Source organism: Flavobacterium sp. (genome assembly GCF_050696275.1).
In the GTDB taxonomy this organism is placed as follows: Bacteria; Bacteroidota; Bacteroidia; order Flavobacteriales; family Flavobacteriaceae; genus Flavobacterium.
Genome location: NZ_JBOGUT010000008.1, coordinates 43,278 through 69,265, shown reverse-complemented (window position 1 = coordinate 69,265; position 25,988 = coordinate 43,278). Strand labels below are relative to the sequence as shown.

At 34.1% G+C, this 25,988-nt stretch carries 21 protein-coding genes; 7 read left to right on the top strand and 14 right to left on the bottom strand.

Annotation, left to right across the window (positions count from 1 at the left end; all coding sequences use genetic code 11):
• Positions 1-2 precede the first annotated feature (2 nt).
• The 5 genes from aroB to ACRDEC_RS06270 all read left to right on the top strand — a co-directional run bounded on the left by aroB (position 3) and on the right by ACRDEC_RS06270 (position 4,242).
• Positions 3-1,070 (top strand): 3-dehydroquinate synthase, encoded by a 1,068-nt coding sequence (gene aroB / locus ACRDEC_RS06290; protein WP_431497483.1) that lies wholly within the window; start codon positions 3-5, stop codon positions 1,068-1,070.
• A gap of 56 nt (positions 1,071-1,126) precedes the next feature.
• Positions 1,127-1,303, top strand: coding sequence for a hypothetical protein (locus ACRDEC_RS06285; protein WP_431497482.1), 177 nt, complete (start codon positions 1,127-1,129; stop codon positions 1,301-1,303).
• 53 nt (positions 1,304-1,356) lie between these two features.
• On the top strand, positions 1,357-2,754 hold the full coding sequence (locus ACRDEC_RS06280; RefSeq protein ID WP_431497481.1) for an arginine decarboxylase: 1,398 nt from the start codon (positions 1,357-1,359) through the stop codon (positions 2,752-2,754).
• Between the two features lie 103 nt (positions 2,755-2,857).
• Positions 2,858-3,829 carry a deoxyhypusine synthase family protein gene (locus ACRDEC_RS06275; RefSeq protein ID WP_431497480.1) on the top strand — a complete coding sequence of 324 codons (972 nt, stop codon included), beginning with the start codon at positions 2,858-2,860 and terminating at the stop codon, positions 3,827-3,829.
• A 5-nt stretch (positions 3,830-3,834) separates the two neighbouring features.
• The gene (locus tag ACRDEC_RS06270; RefSeq protein ID WP_431497479.1) at positions 3,835-4,242 is read left to right on the top strand and encodes a DNA primase; all 408 of its coding nucleotides are present in this window, start codon (positions 3,835-3,837) and stop codon (positions 4,240-4,242) included.
• A gap of 54 nt (positions 4,243-4,296) precedes the next feature.
• Here ACRDEC_RS06270 and ACRDEC_RS06265 read toward each other — a convergent pair whose 3' ends face one another.
• From ACRDEC_RS06265 to ACRDEC_RS06200, 14 genes are all read right to left on the bottom strand, one after another.
• A complete protein-coding gene (locus ACRDEC_RS06265; RefSeq protein WP_431497478.1) occupies positions 4,297-4,629 on the bottom strand; it encodes a ribonuclease Z in 333 nt (110 codons plus the stop codon).
• Positions 4,630-4,638: 9 nt separating this feature from the next.
• Positions 4,639-5,565 (bottom strand): aspartate carbamoyltransferase catalytic subunit, encoded by a 927-nt coding sequence (locus ACRDEC_RS06260; protein ID WP_431497477.1) that lies wholly within the window; start codon positions 5,563-5,565, stop codon positions 4,639-4,641.
• 1 nt (position 5,566) lies between these two features.
• Positions 5,567-6,103, bottom strand: a complete 537-nt coding sequence (gene pyrR, locus ACRDEC_RS06255) for a bifunctional pyr operon transcriptional regulator/uracil phosphoribosyltransferase PyrR (RefSeq protein WP_431497476.1) — start codon at positions 6,101-6,103, stop codon at positions 5,567-5,569.
• A gap of 360 nt (positions 6,104-6,463) precedes the next feature.
• Positions 6,464-7,837, bottom strand: coding sequence for a T9SS type A sorting domain-containing protein (locus ACRDEC_RS06250; protein WP_431497475.1), 1,374 nt, complete (start codon positions 7,835-7,837; stop codon positions 6,464-6,466).
• Positions 7,838-8,144: 307 nt separating this feature from the next.
• Complete coding sequence (locus ACRDEC_RS06245) at positions 8,145-10,376, bottom strand: T9SS type A sorting domain-containing protein (protein ID WP_431497474.1); 2,232 nt, start codon at positions 10,374-10,376, stop codon at positions 8,145-8,147.
• A gap of 77 nt (positions 10,377-10,453) precedes the next feature.
• Positions 10,454-12,976, bottom strand: a complete 2,523-nt coding sequence (locus ACRDEC_RS06240) for a T9SS type A sorting domain-containing protein (RefSeq protein ID WP_431497473.1) — start codon at positions 12,974-12,976, stop codon at positions 10,454-10,456.
• A 105-nt stretch (positions 12,977-13,081) separates the two neighbouring features.
• The gene (gene rpsA, locus ACRDEC_RS06235; RefSeq protein WP_431497472.1) at positions 13,082-14,854 is read right to left on the bottom strand and encodes a 30S ribosomal protein S1; all 1,773 of its coding nucleotides are present in this window, start codon (positions 14,852-14,854) and stop codon (positions 13,082-13,084) included.
• A 420-nt stretch (positions 14,855-15,274) separates the two neighbouring features.
• Positions 15,275-16,600 carry a nucleoside permease gene (locus tag ACRDEC_RS06230; protein ID WP_431497471.1) on the bottom strand — a complete coding sequence of 442 codons (1,326 nt, stop codon included), beginning with the start codon at positions 16,598-16,600 and terminating at the stop codon, positions 15,275-15,277.
• A 167-nt stretch (positions 16,601-16,767) separates the two neighbouring features.
• Positions 16,768-17,451 carry a (d)CMP kinase gene (gene cmk, locus ACRDEC_RS06225; protein WP_431497470.1) on the bottom strand — a complete coding sequence of 228 codons (684 nt, stop codon included), beginning with the start codon at positions 17,449-17,451 and terminating at the stop codon, positions 16,768-16,770.
• A 9-nt stretch (positions 17,452-17,460) separates the two neighbouring features.
• Positions 17,461-18,477 (bottom strand): type IX secretion system protein PorQ, encoded by a 1,017-nt coding sequence (porQ, locus tag ACRDEC_RS06220; protein WP_431497469.1) that lies wholly within the window; start codon positions 18,475-18,477, stop codon positions 17,461-17,463.
• Between the two features lie 91 nt (positions 18,478-18,568).
• Positions 18,569-21,019: an endopeptidase La gene (lon, locus tag ACRDEC_RS06215; RefSeq protein ID WP_431497468.1), complete on the bottom strand. Its 2,451-nt coding sequence runs from the start codon at positions 21,017-21,019 to the stop codon at positions 18,569-18,571.
• Between the two features lie 206 nt (positions 21,020-21,225).
• On the bottom strand, positions 21,226-22,194 hold the full coding sequence (locus ACRDEC_RS06210; protein WP_431497467.1) for a DUF6252 family protein: 969 nt from the start codon (positions 22,192-22,194) through the stop codon (positions 21,226-21,228).
• A gap of 48 nt (positions 22,195-22,242) precedes the next feature.
• Positions 22,243-23,580 carry an MFS transporter gene (locus ACRDEC_RS06205; RefSeq protein ID WP_431497466.1) on the bottom strand — a complete coding sequence of 446 codons (1,338 nt, stop codon included), beginning with the start codon at positions 23,578-23,580 and terminating at the stop codon, positions 22,243-22,245.
• A gap of 64 nt (positions 23,581-23,644) precedes the next feature.
• Entirely contained in the window at positions 23,645-24,460 is an 816-nt protein-coding gene (locus ACRDEC_RS06200; protein ID WP_431497465.1) for a M48 family metallopeptidase, read from the bottom strand.
• A 154-nt stretch (positions 24,461-24,614) separates the two neighbouring features.
• Here ACRDEC_RS06200 and ACRDEC_RS06195 point away from each other — a divergent pair, with 154 nt between their 5' ends.
• Complete coding sequence (locus ACRDEC_RS06195; protein ID WP_431497464.1) at positions 24,615-25,469, top strand: alpha/beta fold hydrolase; 855 nt, start codon at positions 24,615-24,617, stop codon at positions 25,467-25,469.
• A gap of 106 nt (positions 25,470-25,575) precedes the next feature.
• Positions 25,576-25,962, top strand: a complete 387-nt coding sequence (gene msrB / locus ACRDEC_RS06190; protein ID WP_431497463.1) for a peptide-methionine (R)-S-oxide reductase MsrB — start codon at positions 25,576-25,578, stop codon at positions 25,960-25,962.
• The last annotated feature ends 26 nt before the right edge of the window (positions 25,963-25,988 follow it).

Sequence of the window (25,988 nt, the reverse complement as noted above, 5' to 3'; positions counted from 1 at the left end):
ATATGGTTCCTATAGTCTCTAACGGATATTCAATTTATTTTAACCAAGAAGGTTATGTAAGTTTAAATGCTTACCTGAAAGAAAATACATTTTCCAAAATTTTTATTTTGGTGGATGAAAGCTCGAATGAATTCTGCCTGCAAAATCTTCTTCCTCAAATTGAAACCGAAACGGTTATTGAAATTATCGAACTTGAATCAGGTGAAGAAAATAAGACCATAGAAACTTGTGCTCAGGTATGGAATGTGCTAATCGAATTGGGTGCTGACAGAAAAAGTCTTATGATTAATCTGGGTGGCGGTGTCATTACAGATTTAGGCGGATTTGTGGCCTCAACATACAAACGAGGTATCTCTTTCATTAATATTCCAACCACTTTATTATCAATGGTTGATGCTTCTGTTGGCGGAAAAAACGGCGTCGATTTAGGCGGATTAAAAAACCAGATCGGAACCATTACAAATCCGGCAATGGTCATTATAGATTCCAGTTATATTGAGTCGCTTCCGCAGAATCAGATGCGCTCCGGCTTGGCAGAAATGCTCAAACACGGATTGATTGCAAAAAAATCACATTGGGAAAAGTTCAAACAGATGCAAGTCATTGATTTTGCCGATTTTGATGATTTAATTCGGGAATCAGTAGAAATAAAAAGCGATATTGTTACTCAGGATCCTACGGAAAACGGGATTAGGAAGGCGCTTAATTTCGGACATACGCTGGGTCATGCCATAGAAACTTATTTTCTGGAAAATCCGGATAAGACTTCCTTATTACACGGTGAAGCAATTGCCGCTGGAATGATTATGGAAAGTTTCATTTCTTTGGAACAAAATCTAATTTCCGAAAATGAATTCAACGAAATAAAATTTGTTTTAAATAGTGTTTTTGATAAAATCAATATTGACCAATCTGAAGAAAATTCGATCATCGAATTACTCATTCACGACAAAAAAAATGAGTACGGGAAAGTACAATTTGCCCTTTTAGATGGCATTGGAAAAATAAAAATAAATCAAACAGCTGAAAACGAAACTATTAACAGAGCATTTTTAAATTATAAATCGTAAAGATTTTTTAATAAAATGTTTTTTAATCCGATATATAATTTTTTAAATTTGCCCTCATGGATAAGCGCAAAAAGTGGTCTAAAAATACAACATATCAAAAAGTGATTCTTGATATGCCGTATGCCATTTTGAAGTCTGTAAAAAAATACAAAACCGCATTTTTACAGTTTTTATCTACCAATACTTTTATTAATAAAGAATTAGAAATCATTTTTGCAAATATTAGAGTTTGAATAAATTGTATGATTTTTTTTTATACTTTTAATTCTAATTTACTGATAAATAAATGAATACAAAATATTCTGACTTAATAAATCAAACATATTATTTTCCTCAAGAGGAATTTAACTTAAACAAAGACAATCTGGAGTTTCATAAAATTGATCTAATGAAATTAGTTGAACAATATGGAACACCTTTAAAATTTACTTATTTGCCTCAAATTTCCAATAACATTAAAAGAGCCAAAACATGGTTCCGAAATGCAATGGAAAAAAATGATTACGAAGGAAAATATTACTATTGTTATTGCACAAAAAGTTCTCATTTTGAGTACATTATGAATGAGGCTTTCAAAAACAATATTCATATTGAAACATCATCGGCTTTTGACATTAATATTGTTGAAAATTTGATGGAATCAGGTAAAATCAACAAGAGCACTTATGTAATCTGTAATGGTTTTAAACGAGATCAATACATTGAAAACATTGCCAGAATTATCAATAATGGACATAAAAATACCATTCCAATCATTGATAATTATGAAGAACTGGATTTGCTTCAGGCAGAAATAAAAGGGAAATTCAAAATTGGAATCCGGATTGCAGCCGAAGAAGAGCCTAAATTCGAATTTTATACTTCCAGATTAGGAATTGGATATAAAAATATTGTTGCTTTTTACAAAAAACAAATTCAGGAAAATAAAAAACTGGAACTTAAAATGCTTCACTTTTTTATCAATACCGGAATTAACGATACAGCTTACTATTGGAACGAATTGGTAAAATGTATCAAAGTTTATATTTCGCTTAAAAAAGAATGTCCAAGTTTAGACAGTTTGAACATTGGAGGTGGATTCCCAATTAAGAATTCATTAGCATTTGATTACGATTACCAATATATGATTGACGAAATCATCAATCAGATTAAAATTGCCTGTGAAGAAGCTGAAGTTGATGTTCCGCACATCTTTACAGAATTCGGTTCGTTTACTGTTGGGGAAAGCGGTGGCGCTATCTACCAGGTTTTGTACCAAAAGCAACAAAACGACAGAGAAAAATGGAATATGATTGATTCTTCTTTCATTACCACTTTACCGGATACCTGGGCTATAAACAAGCGTTTTGTAATGCTTGCCGTAAACCGGTGGAATGAAACGTACGAAAGGGTTTTATTAGGAGGAATGACGTGTGACAGCGATGATTATTACAATTCAGAGCAGAATATGAATGCCATTTATCTGCCAAAATACAACAAAGAAAAGCCATTATATATTGGTTTCTTTAATACCGGAGCCTATCAGGAAACGATTGGCGGTTATGGCGGATTGCATCACTGCCTGATTCCACAGCCTAAACACATCCTGATTGACAAAGATGAAAACGGAATTATTGCCACAGAAGTTTTTTCTGAAGCACAAAAAGCTGAAGATGTTTTAAAAATATTAGGATACAATAAATAAAATTATATTTTTGAAACAATTTCCAGACTCATTTTAAAAAGAGAAAACTGAAGACAAATATTAACTATTCGAATAAACGGATAAACGCATAAACAAACAAACAATGAAAGGACCTATAAGTCAGTTTATAGAAAAGCACTACCTGCATTTTAATGCGGCAGCGTTAGTAGATGCAGCAAAAGGATACGAAGAACATTTACTTGACAACGGTAAAATGATGATTACACTTGCTGGGGCAATGAGTACTGCCGAACTTGGGAAATCATTAGCTGAAATGATCCGTCAAGATAAAGTGCATATTATTTCTTGTACCGGAGCCAATCTTGAAGAAGATATTATGAACCTTGTAGCTCATAATTCGTATAAAAGAGTACCTAATTATAGAGATTTAAGTCCACAAGAAGAATGGGATTTACTAGAAAATCACTACAACCGTGTAACGGATACCTGTATTCCTGAAGAAGAAGCTTTCCGTAGATTGCAATCTCATTTATTTGATATCTGGAACAAAGCTGACAAATCAGGTGAAAGATATTTTCCTCATGAATTTATGTACCAAATGATCAATTCGGGCGTTTTAGAACAATACTACGAAATTGACCCTAAAGATTCATGGATGGTTGCAGCTGCAGAAAAGAACTTACCAATTGTAGTTCCAGGTTGGGAAGACAGTACAATGGGTAATATTTTCTCTTCTTACTGTATTAAAGGTGAATTCAAGCCTACAACAATGAAGAGCGGTATAGAATATATGATGTGGTTGGCTGACTGGTATCCAAAGAACTGTTCCGGAAAAGGAATTGGTTTCTTTCAAGTTGGTGGAGGAATCGCTGGTGACTTCCCTATTTGTGTTGTACCGATGTTGTATCAGGATATGGAAATGCACGATGTGCCGTTTTGGAGTTATTTCTGTCAGATTTCAGATTCAACTACAAGTTATGGTTCTTACTCAGGGGCAGTTCCAAATGAAAAAATCACCTGGGGTAAATTAGACATTACCACGCCAAAATTTATTGTTGAATCAGATGCTACAATTGTAGTTCCACTTATTTTTGCTTACATTTTAGATTTATAATATTTATGAAAAGAGTTATCGTTGATTATTCAAAACTTACGGGTGAAATTTTGAACCTTTTAGTAGAAAAATTTCCTGACGGATATGATGATTCCGATATTGTTCGTTTTAAAAACGCCAGAAACGAAACTATCGAAGCCGTGGAAGTCCGAACCGAAGACACTATCTATCTTGTAAAAGTAAGTACAAAACTTGCTGACAGAATAGAGAATTATGACGAAGATGATGAATTAGAAACAGAAGGAGAAGACTCATTGGACGCATTGAAAGAACTGGAAATCGATGACGATGCCGATGATGACGAAGTTGATTCAGACAAAGCAGACGATGATACTGAAGATTCTGAAGATGCCGAAGATTCTGAAGACAGAGATATCGAAGATGATGAAGATGATGATACAGAAGAAGATTAATAAAAAAGGAACTCAATGAGTTCCTTTTTCTTTTTTATATACAACAATTCGTTTTTAGAACCCTAAATCCCGTTCTATTTCTTCCATTTCAATCAAATCATGAGCTTCCAGTAAGGTAGGCACCACATGCAAAGAAGATGGCACATCATTAAAATCAATAGCTGAAGTTACCAATACAAATGATTTTTTAGCTTTTTTAAATTTTTTAGCCAAATCCAAAAACGATTTTACCGCTTTTATATCGATAGATTTGTCATGAGAGATATCTAGAATCAGATTAGCGTCTTTGAATGTAGCAATCTGACTGGTTACTTTTTCCAAAAAAGCACCCGAATTACCTTCCGTATCCTTAATTATTGTAGTATGTCCTTTATGCTCTACTTTCATAATACAAATTTACTTAATTTTTGAAGCCAATAAATAAATTACTGCCATTCTTATAGCTACTCCGTTTTCAACCTGATTCAATATCACTGATTGCTTTGAATCAGCAACATCTGACGTAATTTCAACACCACGGTTTATCGGACCCGGATGCATAATTACTATTTCTTTATTAAGCGAATCCAATAATGCTTTATCCACTCCATATTGCATCGCATATTCACGGGTTGATGGGAAATAACTAATATCTAAGCGCTCATTTTGTACGCGAAGCATATTGGCCACGTCACACCATTCGAGTGCTTTACGCAAGTCGGATTCGACGCTGACACCTAATTCTCCGATATATTTCGGAATCAATGTTTTTGGTCCGCAAACTTTTACTTCTGCACCCAGTTTTTGTAAAGAATATATATTGGAAAGTGCTACTCTCGAATGCAGGATGTCACCCACAATCACTATTTTCTTTCCGGCTACATCTCCAAATTTTTCACGAATCGTATAAGCATCGAGCAAAGCCTGAGTAGGATGCTCGTGTGCACCGTCACCAGCATTAACAATACTTGCTTTTACATTTTTAGATAGAAAAACCGCAGCTCCCGGTGATGAATGTCGCATGACCACCATATCCACCTTCATTGAAAGGATATTATTTACCGTATCTATTAGGGTTTCTCCTTTAGTTACGGATGATTGTGATGCTGCAAAATTAACTACATCTGCCGAAAGGCGTTTTTGTGCCAATTCAAACGAAAGCTTTGTCCTGGTACTGTTCTCAAAAAATATATTGGCAATGGTAATATCTTGTAGTGAAGGAACTTTTTTAATAGGTCGGTTAATAACTTCTTTAAAATGATCGGCGGTTTCAAAAATGAGATTAATATCGTTCTCATTAATGTATTTTATCCCTAGTAAATGATTTACGCTTAATTCCTTCATTTTATTTTGTAATTAATTCTACTGAATCCTCTCCTGCTGTTGTTGCCCATTTTACCACTACTTTCTCGTTATTTATAGCATCAACCTGCCTGCCTCGATAATCAGGCTGTATAGGCAAATGACGGCTAAAACGCCTATCGATAAGCACCAGCAGTTCTATTTCTGACGGTCGGCCAAACGATTGAATTGCAGTAAGTGCTGCACGAATGCTTCTTCCTGTGTAAAGTACATCATCAATAAAAATGACTTTTTTATTTTCTACCGGAAAATCAATCTGGGTTTTATTGGCTTCCAATGTTTCTCCTCTTCGAAAATCATCTCTAAAAAAAGTGATATCCAAAAAACCTAAAGAAATGGCAGGAATTTGGTACTCATCTTCTAAAATTTGCTTTAAACGACTGGCTAATTGCACTCCCCGAGGTTGGATCCCTATCAAAATGGTGTTGGAAAAATCAAGGTGATTTTCAATTAACTGACAGGCCAAACGATGAAGTATGATGGTAACTTCTTTTTGATTGAGCAAAATTTTTTGACTCATAGTTGCATGTTGTGTTTGGATTGTAAAATTAATTAAAAAAATGAATTAAAATACTATTGCCAATAAAAAGCCTCACATTTCTCTTGTTATTAAGCAAAACTTCAGTAAATAGGTTTGTAATGTGGTATTTGGCGTTATAGGACGTGGTAATTGGGGTTCGCAACGTCATTGACCACATTATAGGACGTGGTGTTTGACGTTATAGGACGTGGTAATTGGGGTTCACAACGTCATTGACCACATTATAGGACGTGGTGTTTGGCGTTATAGACGTGGTTGACCACGTTACCTAACATGGTAATTGGCTTCATAATGTCAGAACATAAAAAAGCCCCATAGTATTGTGAGGCTCTTGTATATTTAATTTTTGATAAATTTTATATTGGATATTCCCCTATCAGAACTGACTTTAATAAAATAATTACCCGAAGCCAAATTCGAAACATCAACTGTTTTGGAATTTTGTGCATTTGGAATGTTATAAACCAATTGTCCTAAAGTATTGTAAATATGAATTGAAGTAAATTTGATTGCATCATCTCCATCAATATTCAAGACATCATGTGTAGGATTTGGATACACACTAAAGACTGGTGCGGAAGCAAAATCATCCGAGTTTAATACTGTACAAGAAGAGCCAACAGCACAATTCACATAATTATACTGATTTACAATGTTCTGTACCAGGCTTATTTTACTGTCATTGGTGCATACCAATACTAAATTCGGGTTGTTGGAAAAAGTAAAAATGTCATTAACTCCTCCAGTATAGCCAGTATCTTTAAATAAGATGGCTCCCAAATTATTATTATCACATGCTAAAGTAGTAAGATTGCTTAATCCATTTACATCCAAATTAGTCAATTGATTACTGCTGCAATACATATCAGTCAAATTTGTAAGTCCGCTTACATTCAAACTAGCCAATTGATTCAAATGGCAGTATAAATATTCCAAATTGGTTAATCCAGATACATTCAGATTGGTAATATGATTATTTGTACAGTATAAATATTCCAGGTTATGCGAACCTGTTGCATTTAAACTAGTCAACTGATTGTTCCCGCACGATAATGATTGAAGACCAGTCAGTCCTGTTAAATTGAGTGTAAGGAGCTGATTATTTGTACATAAAACCTCATTGAGATGGCTTAAGCCTGTTATGTCCAAACTAAGCAGCTGGTTGTTATTGCAATGCAGATATTTAAGGTTTGATAACTGACTAACATTCAGGTTTGTCAATTGATTATTGTCACAACTCAATCGTTCCAAACCACTCAAACCGGTTAGATTTAAATCATGAAGCTGATTCTTGTCTACAAGTAATTTCTTAAGATGGGTTAAGCCTGTTACGTTTACAGATTCCAAATCGCAAAAAGTGAGTTCCAATTCTACAAGATTGGTTAGTGAAGTAACGTTTGCACTGCTTAATGCTAAATTATAGCAATACAGGTTTCTTAGATTCGCAAAACTTCCAACTCCGGTAAGATCATGCATAGCCGGCATGTGGAACACAAAAAGGGAAGTTACATTTAAAGTTTCACTAACTTCAATCTCTCCATTATGGTTCATGTCAATTGTGATGTTGTTTCCGTGGATGTCTTTGGCAATGCCCTGGCTTGGGCTCGCTTCTAACAATCTTGTCTTAAAAGCTGCATCGGGAATAGTAATAACCTGTGCTCCAGCTTCTGTAAAAAGGCCTAAGGCCAATACTAAAAAGTAAATCTTCTTCATTAGGGTTAATTTTTTGCAAATATAAATTGAAATAGCGGGTTAATCCGGTTTCTGCTTATAAAATTTTGAGGAAGAATTAGGGGATTTTCTTCATAGCAAAAACAAACTATTATAAAAGTAAGAAATATTTTCGTAAGAATAAACTTATATGTAAAAAATTATAACGAAGAATTCATTTTTTCCATAGTAACCTGATTCGTTTCTTGTGGCAAGAAAATAATTTTCAGAAAATCTGCCACAAAATTATTTACAGTCGCAAATAAACCAATTGCTAAAAAAAGCCCCGCATTACTACAGGGCTTCTAATTTAATTCTTGATGAACTTCGTATTCGATATTCCCTTATCGGAATTGATTTTGATAAAATAATTGCCTAAAGTCAATGCGGAAACATCTATCGCTTTTGTATTTTGGGCATTTGGAATCACTAAAACCAATTGCCCTAAAGTATTATAAATACTAATTGAAGTAATCTTGATAGTCTCTTTTACATCGATAGTCAATATATTATGAACCGGGTTCGGATACAATTTAACATAATTTGAAAACTCAAAATCCTGAACATTTAATACTTGTTGTATCGTTGTTGTAGCTGTATTGGTCACAATTGGAAAATTGTAATCGAAATAAATATTGGCATTTTTAGAGAAAGTATCTCCAGCTATTAAAGTTGATTTGGTTTTGATTTTAAATGACACATACCCATCGTTATTGGCATCATCAAAAGGCAGATTGATGTTCTCAAAAATAAATTCTATTTTATTCCCTTCGGAAACTTTCGTGACAAACGAATGACTTCCTTGTATTGGTACAATTGAATTTACATCATATTTAGCCGCATCAACTACATCCTTTACCACAATATTTGTTGCACTCGCCGAACCTGTATTTTCAAAGCGAATCATGTAATGCACATAATCGCCAATTTTAGCAGTTGAAACCGATGCACCTTCTAAACAAGTAATGTCGTTTGGATCGTATGAACCTACCACGATTTGGTGGAATTCAAATGTATTGTCATTTGGTGTTTCATCAGTATTTCCAGAAGTAATAGTTGCCGTATAATTTAAAACATCTCCTCCGTTTACCGCTGGAGATTCCATAGGAGAATTGATATTCAGAATAACACCCATAGTTCTTGTTTCAAACGGTTGCATGTTCGTGTAATTCCATGTTAGTGATCCTGATGATTGTGTTGGAGCATTACTAGCTGAAACAAAATCTATTTTTGAGTCATCAAAAATTACATTTATTGAGCCATTTTCAACTTGGTTTCCTTTGTTTTTGAATACTATTTTATACTTTGCATCAAATCCTGGTCTTGCAGCATTTAATGGTAATAAATTAACTTCTATATCAGAATGCACACCATTAGGCGTTATGCAAAAATCTTGGATAAATGGAGTTGTTTGTGCTGGAAAAGAAACATTTACAGATGAAGGGGAAATTGCAAAATAAGTCGGATTTTCAATAATTGGAGTTAAAACAACATCACCAGATTGAACTAATGTTTTATATTCCCCTGATGAATTAGAAATTATTGTTTCAGGGTTAGTTCCATTAGTGATTAACTTCAAGTTTGGGAATATCCTATCATATTCATCACAACCATTATTATTAGTATCAAATTTATTTTTCCCTTTTATAGTATAGTACTGCCCTCCTGGTTCAAAACTACAATAACTGTTAACAACAGTATTTGGACCTACTAATCCTGAATCTAAAATTTGCTGCAATTCTTGTTGATTATCATCAATACAAATAAATTTAGCCTTTGGATATCCCGAATCGAAAGGAATAACTATAGAGTTCAATAAAGAACCGTTTTTTAATATTAAAACATCCATCCAATTATCCCCTATTGTTAGTGTTTCTAATTTTTCAAGGCAACTAAAATCAAAAATACCATTAGATGGCTCACCTCCTTCAAGATAGAAACAATTTAGATTTTTTAAATTAGGAATTTGACAAAAGTCAAAACTCATAAAACTATTATAATAAGTCAAATCATTAAGATTTAAACATCCTGCCAAATTAACACTTGTATTATAGCCATAACTATTGGCTCTGTTGAAGTTTAAATCTAAAAAAAATAGATGACTCAAATTGGAAAGATTAATTGAGTCAACATGACTAAAGTCAGGAAGCATGTTATTAATTTTGATATATTCTAAAAGTTCGAGTTGGGATAAATTAATTACTGAAATATTAAAATTTATATATTCAAATGATATTCTTTTCAGATTAACAAATGAGTTTATTCCTTCTAAACTTGAAATTACAAAATACTGATATTCATAATCTATTGAATCATATGAATCTATAATACTTAATTGTGTAACATTTTCAGCTTCATTTTGTTGAACTTCTCCATCATCATTAACATCAACATCCCCGTCGAAGATTCCATCATTATTAAAGTCCGCACAATTTGACCCTATCAACTTCGCTTTAAAATTAGCATCCGGAAAATTAATAATCTGAGCATTTACAGAAGTAAAAAAGCTTAAAGCCAATACTAAAAAGTAGAATTTTTTCATTTTGAAAATTTAGTTGCGCGAAGATAAGAAATTAATACTACAAAAAAAGCCCCGCATTACTGCAGGGCTTTTAAAATTTAATTCTTAATGAACTTCGTATTGGAAGTCCCTTTATCGGAATTTATTTTGATAAAATAATTACCTGAACTCAAGCTTGACACATCAACTGATTTCTCTTTTTGCGCATTTGGAATCACTAAAACCAATTGGCCCAAAGCATTATAAATACTGATGGAAGTAATCGTAATCGTATCTTTTGCATCAATATTCAACACATTGTGTGTCGGATTTGGATACAGATTGAAGTAGTTTGAAAATTCGAAATCCTGACGTTGTAAAGCGGCAATAGTTGTCGTAACCGTATTAGTTACAATTGGGAAATTGTAATCAAAATAAATGCTGGCAGAATTGCTGAATGTATTTCCTAAAACTAATGTTGGTTTTGTTTTAATCTTGAAAGCTACATAGCCATCATTATTCGCATTATCAAAAGGGAGGTTGATGTTTTCAAAAATGAATTCTACTTTATTGCCGGTAATTTTTGTTACAAACGAATGGCTTCCTCTTATTGGAATTAAAGAATTAATATCAAATTTTGCCGTATCAATCATGTCTTTCACTACGATATTCTGAGCTGGGAAAGTTCCTGTGTTTTCAAAACGGATCATATAATGCACATACTCTCCTACTTTACCCGGAGCAATTGTGGTTCCTTCCAAACATGTCTTATCATTAGGGTCGAAAGAGTTTACTACGCTTTGATGCAATACAAACGTATTATCATTTGGCATGTCATCGGTTGCTGGAGAAGTAATCGTTGTTGTATAATTTAAAATATCTCCGCTATTTACCGCTGGGGTTTCCATAGGGGAATTGACTTTTAGCGTAAAAGTAATTTCCCTGATTTCGAATGGCATTAAATTAGTGAAGTTCCAGGACAAATTATTAGTAGTCGCTGCAGCTGCAGGATTTGAAGAAATTAAATCTAAAACAGCATCATTGAAATTTACATTTATTGTTCCGGACTGTATTGTGTTTCCTTTGTTTTTATACACCAATTTATATAATGTATAAAAACCTGGCCTTGCTGCCTGTAAGGGCATCATAGTTATTTCCAGGTCAGGATGGTTTCCATTGGCAGAAACACAGAAACTTTGAGTGAATGGGCTTGCTTGTGTTGGAAAAGTAACAGTTACATTACTTGGAGAAACAGTAAAATAAGAAGAATTTTCAAAAACCGGAGTTAGAGTATGAGTTCCGGCAATAACCGGAATACTGTAATTTCCAGTGGCATTAGAAATAAATCTTCCTCCAGTAGCACCGCTTGTAATATTAAATCTTAAGTTGGACAATATATTATCTGAAACATCACAGCCATTATTATTCCCATCAAACTTATTTTGGCCTTGAATAGTATAAAATATTCCTCCTGGCGCGAATGAACAATAGGAGTTTAAATGGCAATTCGTATAACCGTAAGAGGTAATTTTACTTTGAATATTTGCAAATTGGCCTTCATCTGCACAAACATATAGCAAAGTTGGGTTTTGTGAGAAAGTAATATTTGTCTCATTTATTCCGTTTTTTATAAAGAGACTCGTTAATTCATTATTATCGCAAAGCAATAGATTTAATAGCGTATTGTTACTCAAGTTTAAACTAGTTAATAGATTGTTTTGACAACGTAAGTTATTTAATAAAATATTATTACTAACATCTAAGTTTGTCAATTGATTACTGTAACACCATAAAACACTTAATAAGGAATTATTGTTTACATCTAGGTTTGTTAAATTATTTAAACTGCAGTATAAATTATTCAATAATAAATTATTACTTATATCTAAGGCGGTTATTTGATTTGAAGAACATGATATATAACTTAACTGTGTATTACTACCAACATTTAAGCTTGTTAAGTTATTAGATTCGCAATTTATACTATTTAACGCTAAATTATTATTCAAATTTAAGCTAGTTAATTGATTATGGTAGCAGTTTAAATACGTTAATAATGTATTGCTATTTATATTTAAACTGGTGAAAGCATTAACACTACAATTCAAAGTAGTTAATAAAGTATTATTATTTAGATTTAAACTGCTTATAATATTACTATTACAATCCAAAGTAGTTAATAAAGTATTATTATTCAAATTCAAACTAGGCAAATAATTCGCATAACAATTTAAAGTGATTAATGCCAAATTATTGCTAACATTTAAACTCTCTAAACTATTGCCGGAACAATCCAAATTGGTCAAAGCGGTATTGTTAATCAAACTTAAGCTAGTTAAGCGATTACCATTGCAAATCAAAGAAGTGATATTTGTAAAATAAGAGATTCCTGTTAAGTCAGTGATAAGTGAAGAATTAGTTACACTTAAAAAACTTACATTTAAAGCTTCACTTTGTTGGATTTCACCATCAGAATTGGCATCTATTTTAAAATAGTCACCTGCTAAATTTTTGGCTGTCTGATTACTTGGACTTGCGGCCAGCAACTTCGCTTTAAAATTCGCATTTGGAATCGTAATAACCTGAGCATTAACACCCGTAAAGAGGCCCAAAGCCAACAATAAAAAGTACTGTTTTTTCATTTTTAGAATTTAGTTGGGCAAATATAGGAATTATCAGCCGAGAATTACTATAAATAAAAAGCCCCGCATTACTGCAGGGCTTTTATATTTAAAAAAGATCAGAGATTATTTCCCTCCTTTTTCCATTTTAGCTTTCAATTCAGCCAAGATATCATTGTTGTCTCCTAAAGTAGAAGCAGCAGATACATTGTTTGATGAAGAATTGTTGTCAGATGAAGCTTTCACATTTTTCTCTTCTTCCTCACGGAAAATAGCAGTGTGAGAAGCAACTACTCTTTTGAATTCTTTGTTGAATTCAATTACTTTGAAGTCAGCAGCATCACCTTTTTTCAATTTCTTACCGTCTTCTTTTTCAAGGTGACGAGTAGGAATAAAAGCAATAACATCATCTCCGAAATCTACAGTAGCACCTTTGTCAACAATTTCAGCGATTACTCCGTTGTGGATAGTTCCAACAGCGAAAGCATCTTCATGTTTGTCCCAAGGGTTAGCTGTAGTTTGTTTGTGACCTAAAGATAATTTACGTCCGTCAACATCAAGTTCTAAAACAACAACGTCTAATTTTTCACCAACATTGATGAATTCAGATGGATGTTTGATTTTTTTAGTCCAAGATAAATCAGAGATATACACTAATCCGTCGATTCCTTCTTCTAATTCTACGAAAATTCCAAAGTTTGTAAAGTTTCTAACAGTACCTGTATGTTTAGAACCTACTGGGTATTTAGAAGTAATATCAGTCCATGGATCTTGTGTCATTTGTTTGATACCTAAAGACATTTTTCTTTCTTCTCTATCAAGAGTCAAGATAACTGCTTCAACAGTATCACCCACTTTTACGAAATCCTGAGCAGAACGCAAGTGCGTAGACCAAGACATTTCAGAAACGTGGATTAAACCTTCAACACCTTCAGCCACTTCGATAAATGCACCGTAGTCAGCAAGAACTACTACTTTACCTTTTACTTTATCTCCTACTGTTAATTTAGAATCTAAAGCATCCCATGGGTGAGCGTTTAATTGTTTTAAACCTAATTGAATTCTTGTTTTCTCATCATCGAAATCAAGGATTACAACGTTTAATTTTTGGTCTAATTCAAGAACTTCGCTTGGGTGATTGATTCTTGACCAAGAAAGGTCAGTAATGTGGATTAATCCATCTACACCACCTAAATCAATAAACACACCATAAGAAGTAATGTTTTTAACAACACCTTCTAATACTTGTCCTTTTTCTAATTGACCAATGATTTCTTTTTTCTGTACTTCAATATCCGCTTCAATAAGCGCTTTGTGAGAAACAACAACGTTTTTGAATTCGTGGTTAATTTTTACCACTTTGAATTCCATCATTTTGTTTACATATTGATCGTAATCACGGATTGGTTTCACATCGATTTGAGAACCTGGTAAGAAAGCTTCAATACCAAATACATCAACGATCATACCTCCTTTAGTTCTGCATTTTACAAAACCATTAACGATTTCTCCAGTTTCATTAGCAGCAATAACTCTATCCCATGCTTTGATAGTACGAGCTTTACGGTGAGATAAAACCAATTGACCTGTTTTGTCCTCACGAACGTCAATTAATACCTCAACTTTGTCACCTACTTTTAAACCTGGATTGTAACGGAATTCGTTTAAAGAAATTACACCTTCAGATTTAGCGTTGATATCAACGATAGCATCTCTTTCAGTGATTCTTACTACTACACCTTCTACTACTTCTTCCTGATCCGTTGAAATAAAAGTTTTAGCAACTAATTCTTCAAATTCTCTTAAGTTACTTTCATCAACAGCATCAATACCTTCAGCATAGTTATGCCAGTTAAACGTTGATAAGAACTCTTCTTGTGATTTTAATGTTTCAGACATGTCTGATAAAAAATTTGTATTCTGCATTCTCTCGTGTCTCATAAAGCGGTAGAAAACTACAGAAGTGTTTTACATAAATAATTGATTCCTAATGGATACACTGACCGCCAAAAGGTGTGCAAAATTAATTCTTTTTTTTGAAATTACAAAAGGTTTTCAACAATATCCTTTTTTCAATAAGCAGTTAAGTCAGACTATTTGTCTTTTAAGCAGTTTATCTGGTCTATTTTAAGGAGCTTTTTCCCGCTATCGCCTATATCTTTTTCCTTTCCAGTCCAAGTTTTTGCTGGCGCAAAGAGCGTAAAGAGTGAAGGAAAAAGGATATTTGGCTCTATCGGGGCTAAATATACACTATATCTAAAAAAACAAAAACCCGGTTAACAAAAGCTAACCGGGTTTCTGCCTACCAAAAATTTATTTTTAATGGCTCACACTTTCTACATCTTTAGGATTGTGTTTGTGTTTGAACAAAACAGCAAAAGCAACAGCAACAATTAAAGCATATATTGCAAATGACAACCATGTATTATGCCAATCTTTTATTCCACCATGAGTAAAATAATTATCAATAACAAATCCACTTATTTTACTTCCTAGATAAGCTCCAACCCCATTAGTCATCATCATAAACAATCCCTGAGCTGAAGAACGGATTTTTGAATCTGTAGTGGTTTCAATAAACAATGAACCTGAAATATTAAAGAAATCGAATGCCATACCGTAAACGATACAAGATAAGATGATCATCCACAACCCTCCAACTGGATCTCCATAAGCAAACAATCCAAATCGTAAAACCCATGCTATCATTGAAAACAACATCACCTGTTTGATTCCAAAACGTTTCAGGAAAAATGGAATAGCCAAAATGAATAATGTTTCAGACACTTGGGAAATAGACATAATTATAGTTGAATATTCAACTACAAAAGACTCCTTGTATTCAGGTATTTTGGCAAAATCATTTAAAAAAGCATCACCATACATATTGGTTAATTGCAATGCTCCTCCCAAAAACATAGAGAAAACAAAAAACAAAACCATTTTATAAGAACTGAATAATTTAAAAGCCGTTAAACCCAATTGTTCAACAAATGTAGCATCTTCAGAAATTGTTTTCTGAGGAGGACATTTTGGCAAAGTAAAAGAGTAAATACCCAAAACAATTGCCATAAAAGCTGCAATATAAAATTGATTAGCATAAATCGGACTGCCTGATATATCAGATATAGCGTTACCAACACTTAATCCAAAATCTTTAAAAATACTAGGAGGGGTTGGTGAACTGAATATATTTGTAATCCACATAGCCGCAATAAATCCTATTGTTCCCCAAACTCTGATTGGCGGGAAAACTTTGACTACATCGTATTTATTATTTTTCAGAATTGTATATGCAATAGAATTTGATAGTGAAATAGTTGGCATATAACAAATCATTGCGCCAAAAATCACATAAAATAAAGTATTCGGATCTTCAACTTTTGGAACATACAACAATATTAATCCATAACAAACATGAAGAATCCCATATAGTCGTTCAGCATTAATCCACTTATCCGCTAAAATCCCTGTAAGTGCCGGCATAAATAAAGAGGAAAGACCTAAAGTTGAAAAAATAGCTCCAAACTCGGCGCCAGTCCAGCCTTTTGCATTAAAGCAATAAGTTCCAATAGTAATTAACCAGGCTCCCCACACAAAGAATTGAAGGAAACTCATTAACGTTAATCTAAATTTAATATTCATAAAAATGTTTTTGGTTTTTGTTTGATTTAAAAAAGCCGGTAAATCTATAAAAAAATCATCAGTTCGGGTGGTTTTCACCGAAAATTTTATCGAGAACTAGCTTTTTTACGGAAACTGTCCTCAATACATTTTTTATTACATAAAAAACAATTGAATTGGCCTTTTGGCTAAATATCGTTAACCAAATCAAGAACAACCTGAAATTGTTCTTCTCTTGATAAGTAAGAATTGTCTATTTCGATAGCGTCATCAGCTATTACAAGTGGTGAATCATCACGATGCGTATCTATATAATCACGTTCTACAACATTTTTAAGTACTTCTTCAAAGGATACTGCATCTCCTTTGGCGATAAGCTCATCGTAACGACGCTGGGCACGCGTTTCCGCACTGGCTGTCATGAATACTTTAAGTTCTGCATCCGGAAAAACGACCGTTCCTATATCGCGGCCATCCATGACAATCCCTTTATTTTTCCCCATTTCCTGTTGCTGTTCCACTAATTTGGAACGAACTTCGGAAACTTCAGCAATTTTACTCACAAAACCTGAAACTTCAATGGTACGGATTTCTCTTTCAACGTTAGTATCATTCAAATACATTTCGGCAAAACCCAAATCAGGATTGAATTCAAAATGCAGTTTTATATTCGGAATATGATGAATCAGACTTTCTTTATCAAAAGCATCGGCAGTAATAAAATGATGCTGCATCGCATAGAGTGTCACGGCACGGTACATCGCTCCGGTATCCACATAAATATAGCCCAAATGTTTGGCTAATTGTTTGGCTAAAGTGCTTTTCCCTGTAGAGGAAAATCCGTCAATGGCAATGGTAATTTTTTTATTCAAAACTAAAATTTAAAGATTAATCATCAAACCAAATAAACTGGTGTTTGATGCTAATGTATATCTCGAATAAGAATAATCGAATCTAAATTTAGCAAATCGAATCCCAAATCCGGCAGAAATTCCGGAAAAAGTTCTTTGTTCAACTATTTTAAGTTCCGCAGCACGACGGAAATTATAACTTACTCGTAAGCTAAATGCTTTCTTAGGGAAAACCTCAGCACCAAAAATAACATGTCGGAACGCGTTTCCTAAAAAACCTACTTTTTCCTCAATGACTTCTCCATCAATAGTCTGCTCTCCTCTGGCGGGATTGGCAAAACCAACTTTCCATTTTTGTAAATTCTCTAATGTTAAATGCCAGCGGATAGGCACATTTTCCAATTCTTGTGAAATACCCGCAATTACCTCAATTGGCAGCTTTTCGTTTTGCCCGGCATAGGTAGTAACTTGAGTTCCTATATTCCTTACAACTAAACCGTAATTGATATCATTTTTATCATCTACATAAATGGCTCCTAAATCAGCAGCAACACCAAATGAATTGTATGATTCTAGTGTGGAAGAAATAAATTTTGCATTGGCACCAATATATAACTTTGTCCAAGGCACATTATAAGCATATCCCAAAGACAATGCAATTTCGCTGCCCGTAAATTCACCAGTGGCCTGTCCTGATTCATCACGACCGTCAAAATTTCCATAATTTACATAGGTAACTCCGCCATGAAAAGTTTGGACATGTCTGTCATGAGTATAAGCAAAAGCAGCAGTTCCGTAGGTTACATCTCCAAAATAATTCCCGTAATTTAACGACAGCCTTCCATTCATCTCCTCATTAATCGAAGCCGGATTAAACAACGGCTGATTAACATCATAATCATATGTCGTAATTGTTTTTCCACCTAAAGCTGCTTGTCTTGGTGAAGAAATTAAATTCAGAAACTGATATACACTTTGTCCTCCTACTTGGCTATAAGTTGAATAAGTAAGCAGAAGTACTAACAGAATAAAGGGTCTTTTTTGCATCGAAATTTGTACGGATTGAAAACAATATAACGCGGAAGCGAAGATATTATTTTTTACAAAAAAAACGGCTAAAAAATTTAGCCGTTTTAAATTATAATGTTTTAGCGTATTTTACCTTGTCTTTAGTGATGGCAATTGCTAAAACCTCGCTCATTTCGTTCACAAAGTGAAAAGTCAGGCCTTCAATATATTCTCCTTTTATTTCATTTATGTCTTTTCTGTTTTCTTCAGATAAAATAATTTCTTTAATTTTTGCTCTTTTTGCAGCCAATATCTTTTCTTTTATTCCTCCAACAGGAAGCACTCTTCCGCGAAGCGTAATTTCTCCGGTCATGGCCAAATTTTTCTTTACTCTCTTTTGAGTTAATAAAGAAACCAAAGAGGTCAACATCGCAATTCCCGCGCTTGGACCGTCTTTAGGCGTTGCTCCTTCCGGAATATGCACGTGAATATTGTATTTAGTAAAAATCTCTGTGTTTATACCTAATCTTTCGGCGTTGGCTTTTACATATTCCATAGCAATGGTTACAGATTCTTTCATTACTGTTCCCATATTTCCTGTAAAAGTCAAACCGCCTTTACCCGGAGAAATAATCGATTCAATAAACAATATATCACCGCCGACACTTGTCCAGGCTAATCCTGTAACCACTCCAGCCGTATCATTATTTTCGTATTTATCACGTTCCATTCTTGGAGCTCCTAAAACCTTTTCAATATCTTCATCAGTCACCTTGATGTCATATTCTTCTTCAAGGGCGATACTTTTGGCGGCATTACGCACCATTTGTGCAATTTTCTTTTCCAAGCCGCGCACACCAGACTCTCGGGTGTATCCTTCCACAATTTTCTCTATTTGCTTTTTGCCGAAGGAAATCTGCTTGGTAGTCAATCCGTGTTCTTTGATTTGCTTTGGAACCAAATGCTGTTTTGCAATTTCCACTTTTTCTTCAATGGTATAACCTGACATATTGATAATTTCCATACGGTCACGCAAAGCAGGCTGTACATTAGCAATGTTATTTGACGTAGCAATAAACATTACTTTAGACAAATCGAATCCCATTTCAAGGAAATTATCATAAAACTCCTTGTTTTGTTCCGGATCTAAAACCTCAAGCAAAGCAGAAGAAGGATCTCCCTGATTACTGCTCGATAATTTATCAATCTCATCCAGAATAAAGACCGGATTTGAAGTTCCCGCTTTTTTCAAACTTTGAATAATCCTTCCCGGCATAGCGCCAATGTATGTTTTACGATGACCTCGGATTTCTGCTTCATCCCGCAAACCTCCAAGCGACATGCGTACATATTCTCTTCCTAAAGCTTCCGCAACCGAACGTCCAATAGACGTTTTACCAACTCCTGGAGGTCCTGTAAAGCAAAGGATTGGCGATTTCATATCATTTCGCAATTTTAAAACTGCCAAATGCTCTATCATTCTTTTCTTAACATCGTCCAGACCAAAATGATCTCTGTCCAGTATTTTTTGTGCGCGTTTTAAATCAAAATTATCTTTTGAAAACTTATTCCAAGGCAATTCCAAAAATAATTCAAGGTAATTTCTTTGGATTCCAAAATCAGGAGAATTCGGGTTTGTACGCTGTAATTTGGAAATTTCTTTATCAAAATGCTTTTTAGTTTTGGCATCCCAATTGATTTCCGAAGCTTTTTTGCGCATTTCTTCAATTTCTTCTTCATGCGAAGCGCCTCCCAATTCTTCCTGAATGGTTTTCATTTGCTGCTGCAAAAAATATTCCCTTTGCTGCTGGTCTAAATCGAAACGCACTTTAGACTGAATGTCATTCTTAAGCTCCAATTTCTGAAGCTCGACATTCATGTGTTTCAATGTAGCCAAAGCACGATCTTTCAAATCATTGACTTCTAATAATTCTTGCTTTTCAACAACAGAAAGATTCATATTAGAGGATACAAAATTGACTAAAAAGGAATTACTTTCGATGTTTTTTATAGCAAAAGTAGCTTCAGTCGGGATATTTGGACTTTCTTTTATAATTTGAATGGCCAAATCACGAACTGAATCAATAATCGCTGAAAATTCTTTGTCTTTTGAAACTGGTCTTACCTCCGAGACTTCTTTTATAGTAGCTTTCAGATACGGTTCTGTTGCCGTCATCTGATCAATTTCAAAACGTTTTTTCCCTTGCAGAATAACTGTTACGTTTCCGTCAGGCATTTTTAAGACGCGAAGGATACGAGCAACTGTTCCAACTTTGTTGATTCCCTCTTCGGTTGGATCTTCGTCTTCTTCATTTTTTTGGGAAACTACCCCAATGATCTTATCCGAAGCATTGGCATCGTTAATTAGTTTTATCGATTTATCTCTTCCCGCAGTAATAGGAATTACAACACCAGGAAAAAGTACTGTGTTGCGAAGCGGAAGAATAGGTAAATCAGCCGGAAGCTCTTCGTTATTCATTTCTTCTTCGTCTTCTGGCGTAAGAAGTGGAATTAAATCAGCTTCAGAATCAAATTCTTGTAGTGACAAATTGTCAATGGTGATTATTTTTTGTTGAGACATATTGTATTTAGGTCATTTTGTCATTAAACTTATAACAGTTTATACTACAAAGTTATTACATTATAAACTATCATCTTGTTGAAAACCAACAAATAAGATGATAATTTGTTGGTTTTGCATTATAATATTGTCAAGTATTATGCCATAAAAAACCCGTTCACTAAAATGGAACGGGAATTTAAATTGAATGCTTCAGATTTGTTTGATTACATATAAGTGATATCAAATGTCCCTTGCGTAATTTCATGAGTTACAATAGGAGGCATCATAGTACTGGCCGTAAAGCTGAAAGTACCTTTTATTCTTTTAGTTGTCGTATTATGTGAAATAATTGTCATTGTTCCTGCACCTCCAAATATACCGGTTGCAGTAGCATTCAAAATATATTGTCCTCTGGCTGTCGAACTAAGTTCTGTAAAAGTATAAGTTGAATTTGCTGTTGCATTATCAGGAATTGACAAACCAATGTTCTCTACATTCCCTCTTCTGCCAATTACAGAAATGAATCCACCTGATCTAACGCCGTTTATATTTGTTGAAACATAATCAACATTGTCTAATTTAGCTGTAAAAGTATTTCCTGCAGGAGCCACTACATCAGCAGTATATGATAAGTTAGTAAACACACCGTTTGTAAATACTTTGGTTTCAATTGTGGTACTTGAACCCGTTGCAAATCGCACACCTGTGAATTTAAATGTTCCTGATATTTTTTTATTTACCGTATCAATACTTGAAATTACAATTTGTGCCGTGTCTGTATAATTTGGGAAAGCAGCAAAATCACCTGTATCATCATCGGCTGCCAAATAAGGAATATTCCCTGAACCTGCACTGTAAATTAATGCAAAAGTAGTTAATGAAGTCGTTGGCATATCTAAAGTATAAGTACCAACTGTAGCACCTGGAATTGTAATTTGAAAAAACGCTCCTGATGCATTCATACCTGTAATGGCAACATAATCGCTGTTAACAATAGCCTGAATGGTAGATGCTGTAAATGTACTTCCATCAAAATCAGCTTTAAATGATGCTGGTGATGTCGGATTTGTAGCTGGATTATTTCCTGACCCCGGTATTGTTCCTTCATAAGGCTCAATTTCCGTTGTACATGAAGAGTAAAAAACTGCTGTAAACAACAGTATAAATGTTGAAAATTTTCTTAATTTATTCATTTTGCGGGGTTGGTTTTTTGTAAATTTTGACAAATATATAATTATTTATTATTCTACAGCATTTTGTTTTGGCATCCTTAAAAGCAACAGTACACCAATGACAAAGAAAACACCCAAGAAAACAATTGAGTTCCGCATTGAGCCAGTAACCTGATCGATAATTCCATACACTGACATTCCAATTACGATACCTACCTTCTCTGTAACATCATAAAAACTAAAATAAGATGCTGTATCAGTCGTATCAGGTAATAATTTTGAATATGTTGAACGAGCTAACGATTGAATCCCACCCATTACTAATCCGACGAAACCTGCAACAATGTAAAATTCATTTGGTGTTTCCACGAAATAAGCAAACACACACAAAACCGCCCAAAATGCATTTAAAAAGATCAATGAATTAATATTTCCAAACTTACCGGAAGCTCTCGAAGTTAAAAAAGCGCCTAGAACAGCTACTATTTGAATCAATAAAATACAGATTATCAAACCCGTTTCTTTTACTTGAAAAATTTTATCCATTCCTATTAAGGCTGGATCGTCTGAGTTTTTCCAATGAATTTCTTTTGCACCAAAATAAGTAGCCACTAACATTACCGTCTGAACAGCCATGATGAATACAAAATAACTGGACAAGTATCTTTTTAAAGGAATGTTGCTTTTAACATCTTTCCAAACTAATTTTAATTCTTTAAAACCATCAAAAACAACCTCTTTAGTCACTTTATGACCTGTGGAGGCTCCTTTAGGCAAATAATAATAAGTAATATGACTAAACCCTATCCACCAAATTCCTGTCAGAACAAATGAATATTTCATCATTTGAATTTTTTCACTATCAGGAACACTCATTACCATAATTAAATTAATAATAAGTAATAAGGTGCTTCCAATATATCCCATAGAAAATCCACGTGCACTAACTTTGTCCTGTTGTTCCGGGTAAGCGATGTCAGGTAAGTATGAATTATAAAAAACCAAACTCGCCCAAAAACCTATTAATCCAAATAAATAAACGGTATAACTCCAAAAAAAGCTGTTAATATCAAACCAATACAAACCAATGCATGACAATCCTCCCATATAACAAAAGAATCTCAAGAAGGCCAGTTTGTTTCCAATATAATCCGCAATACCTGATAAGATTGGTGAAATGAAAGCTACAATTAAAAAGGCTAAAGCAGTAACAAAAGTGATCATTGCCGTATCTTTAAAATGGTATCCGAATACTTCTACATAATCTCTTTTAGCTTCCTTAAATATTGTTTCGTAAAAAATAGGGAATATGGAGGATGCAATTACCAAACTATACACTGAATTGGCCCAGTCGTAAAATGCCCAGGCATTTAATAATTTTCTATCTCCTTTTTGTAGTGTTTCCATTCTTTATAAATTTTTAGACATAAAAAAAGCTGCTCAAAAGAGCAGCTTCGAAAGTACTATATTTTTATTTAAAAGCAACACCAAATTTTGCTGCTTCCGCTTTTGCCTGTGGCAATAATTTTTTCAAATTGGCAATACGCGTTTCATTTGACGGGTGCGTACTTAAAATTTCCGCTGGTGCCTCGCCTCCCTGAGCAGACATTCTTTCCCAAAGAAATACTGCGTTCTCAGGATTGTATCCGGCAATTCCCATTAAAGTAAGCCCTATCATATCGGCTTCACTCTCATGGTCACGGCTAAACGGAAGCATTACTCCTACCTGACTCCCTACTCCATATGCCTGCATAATCATCTGTTGTGTTTGAGGGCTTTTGTTTCCGGTAGCAGCTGCTACGCCAACGCCTCCAAGCTGTTGCAATAATCCGGCACTCATTCTTTGCTGACCGTGATTCGCCAAAGCATGTGAAACTTCATGTCCCAAAACAGCTGCTAAGCCGGCATCATCTTTACAGATTGGTAAAATCCCGGTATATACCACAATTTTTCCTCCAGGCATGCACCAGGCATTCACTTCTTTACTGTCTACTAATTTATATTCCCATTGGTAATTGGCTAAATAAGAAGCATTACCATTAGCAGTAAGCCATCTTTCAGCAGCAACCTTTATTTTATTAGCCACAGTCTCTACTCTTTTAGCATCTTTAGTGCCGGTAATTACTTTATTTTCAGCCAAAAATTGTCCATATTGCTGAAATGCTGATGGAAATATTTCGCTATCGGGAACTAAGGCCATCGTTTTCTTACCTGTAAAAGGATTTGTGGCACAAGAATATACCAATGCCAAAATACCTATTGCAACAATTATTAAACCTCTTTTCATCTTTTTTGTATTTGTTATGTGTAGTAAAATTAATCCATTTTTTTCAATTCCGTTAAATAAAAACGTAAAGTATTTATGATTATTTTATGATTCAAATTTTATTTAAAATTTTAAAAAAACCTTAAATTGCGGTACATTAATAACATCCTATATTTTGAAAACAAAACACAAGGAAGGAATACAAGTTCCCAAAGTAATTATATACGCTGTCAAATTTGTCCAATTTATTTCAGCCGATTTAGTAACAAAGCTCGCTTCCAGAATCTTTACCAGTCCTATCAAACATAAAATTCCGAAAAGAGAATTTGAAATGGAAGGAAAAACAAAGCAGGAAACTATTTTTATCCCTGAAATAAAAAAAGAAATTGTAGTATATCATTATGGAGACAGCCCTAAAAAGGTGCTGTTGGTGCATGGCTGGTCCGGACGAGGCACGCAACTGGTTAAGTTTGCCGATGAATTGCTTGGCTTAGGCTATTCAACTATAAGTTTTGATGCGCCTGCTCATGGAAAATCTGCCGGAAAAACAACGCTAATGCCCGAATTCATTGCTTCTATACTTGAACTTGAAAAATTATACGGCCCGTTTGATTACGCAATAGGACATTCTCTTGGTGGAATTTCATTACTGAATGCTGTCAAACAAGGTTTAAAAATCAAGAAATTAGTTGTTATTGGAAGTGCTGACAAAATCAGAGATATTTTTGATGAATTTGTTAGAAAATTAGAATTAAAACCAATCATATCCAATAAAATGATTGACGGTTTCGAAAAGAAATTTGGTGTTTCAATGGATAATTATTCGGCACATATCGCAGCAGAAAAAGTAACCATTCCAACATTGGTCATTCATGATGAGAATGATTATGAAGTGCCTGTCTTTTGCGGAAAAAACATTCATAAACATCTTCCAAACGGTGAAATCTTCATCACAAAAAAATTAGGTCACCGAAAAATTCTCGGAGATAAGAATGTCATCAACAAAACAATGGATTTTATTCAGAAGTAAATTATAGTAATACCAATTGTATTTTGTTTGCTAACATTTAATAGTAATCGAGTAATGCTTTTTCAATTTGAATTAAGCAATCACTAAAATAAAAAAGTCTGTAATCATGAAATATCCGATAGAAAAAACAGAAGAACAATGGAAACTGGAATTAGGTGAGGAAAAATACCGAGTTCTTCGTGAGAAAGGCACAGAATATCCCCATTCCGGAGAGTACAATCTTCATTTTGAAAAGGGAACTTATGTTTGTGCCGCCTGCAAAGAACCTTTATTTGAAAGTGATACGAAATTTAACGCACATTGTGGCTGGCCTTCATTTGATGAATCCATCCCAGGCAAATTAGAATATATAAAAGACCATACACACGGTATGATCAGAACCGAAATTTTGTGCGCCAACTGCGGCAGTCACTTAGGTCACGTGTTTGATGACGGCCCTACAAAAACAGGAATCCGGTATTGTGTAAATTCACTTTCTTTAGATTTTAAATAAATATATCTATTGTCCATCTTGTTTAA

Excerpts from the sequence above, each read along its gene's own strand:
- aroB (WP_431497483.1), top strand. The coding sequence starts at position 3 with ATGGTTCCTATAGTCTCTAACGGATATTCAATTTATTTTAACCAAGAA.
- ACRDEC_RS06285 (WP_431497482.1), top strand. The coding sequence starts at position 1,127 with ATGGATAAGCGCAAAAAGTGGTCTAAAAATACAACATATCAAAAAGTG.
- ACRDEC_RS06280 (WP_431497481.1), top strand. The coding sequence starts at position 1,357 with ATGAATACAAAATATTCTGACTTAATAAATCAAACATATTATTTTCCT.
- ACRDEC_RS06275 (WP_431497480.1), top strand. The coding sequence starts at position 2,858 with ATGAAAGGACCTATAAGTCAGTTTATAGAAAAGCACTACCTGCATTTT.
- ACRDEC_RS06270 (WP_431497479.1), top strand. The coding sequence starts at position 3,835 with ATGAAAAGAGTTATCGTTGATTATTCAAAACTTACGGGTGAAATTTTG.
- ACRDEC_RS06265 (WP_431497478.1), bottom strand. The coding sequence starts at position 4,629 with ATGAAAGTAGAGCATAAAGGACATACTACAATAATTAAGGATACGGAA.
- ACRDEC_RS06260 (WP_431497477.1), bottom strand. The coding sequence starts at position 5,565 with ATGAAGGAATTAAGCGTAAATCATTTACTAGGGATAAAATACATTAAT.
- pyrR (WP_431497476.1), bottom strand. The coding sequence starts at position 6,103 with ATGAGTCAAAAAATTTTGCTCAATCAAAAAGAAGTTACCATCATACTT.
- ACRDEC_RS06250 (WP_431497475.1), bottom strand. The coding sequence starts at position 7,837 with ATGAAGAAGATTTACTTTTTAGTATTGGCCTTAGGCCTTTTTACAGAA.
- ACRDEC_RS06245 (WP_431497474.1), bottom strand. The coding sequence starts at position 10,376 with ATGAAAAAATTCTACTTTTTAGTATTGGCTTTAAGCTTTTTTACTTCT.
- ACRDEC_RS06240 (WP_431497473.1), bottom strand. The coding sequence starts at position 12,976 with ATGAAAAAACAGTACTTTTTATTGTTGGCTTTGGGCCTCTTTACGGGT.
- rpsA (WP_431497472.1), bottom strand. The coding sequence starts at position 14,854 with ATGTCTGAAACATTAAAATCACAAGAAGAGTTCTTATCAACGTTTAAC.
- ACRDEC_RS06230 (WP_431497471.1), bottom strand. The coding sequence starts at position 16,600 with ATGAATATTAAATTTAGATTAACGTTAATGAGTTTCCTTCAATTCTTT.
- porQ (WP_431497469.1), bottom strand. The coding sequence starts at position 18,477 with ATGCAAAAAAGACCCTTTATTCTGTTAGTACTTCTGCTTACTTATTCA.
- lon (WP_431497468.1), bottom strand. The coding sequence starts at position 21,019 with ATGTCTCAACAAAAAATAATCACCATTGACAATTTGTCACTACAAGAA.
- ACRDEC_RS06210 (WP_431497467.1), bottom strand. The coding sequence starts at position 22,194 with ATGAATAAATTAAGAAAATTTTCAACATTTATACTGTTGTTTACAGCA.
- ACRDEC_RS06205 (WP_431497466.1), bottom strand. The coding sequence starts at position 23,580 with ATGGAAACACTACAAAAAGGAGATAGAAAATTATTAAATGCCTGGGCA.
- ACRDEC_RS06200 (WP_431497465.1), bottom strand. The coding sequence starts at position 24,460 with ATGAAAAGAGGTTTAATAATTGTTGCAATAGGTATTTTGGCATTGGTA.
- msrB (WP_431497463.1), top strand. The coding sequence starts at position 25,576 with ATGAAATATCCGATAGAAAAAACAGAAGAACAATGGAAACTGGAATTA.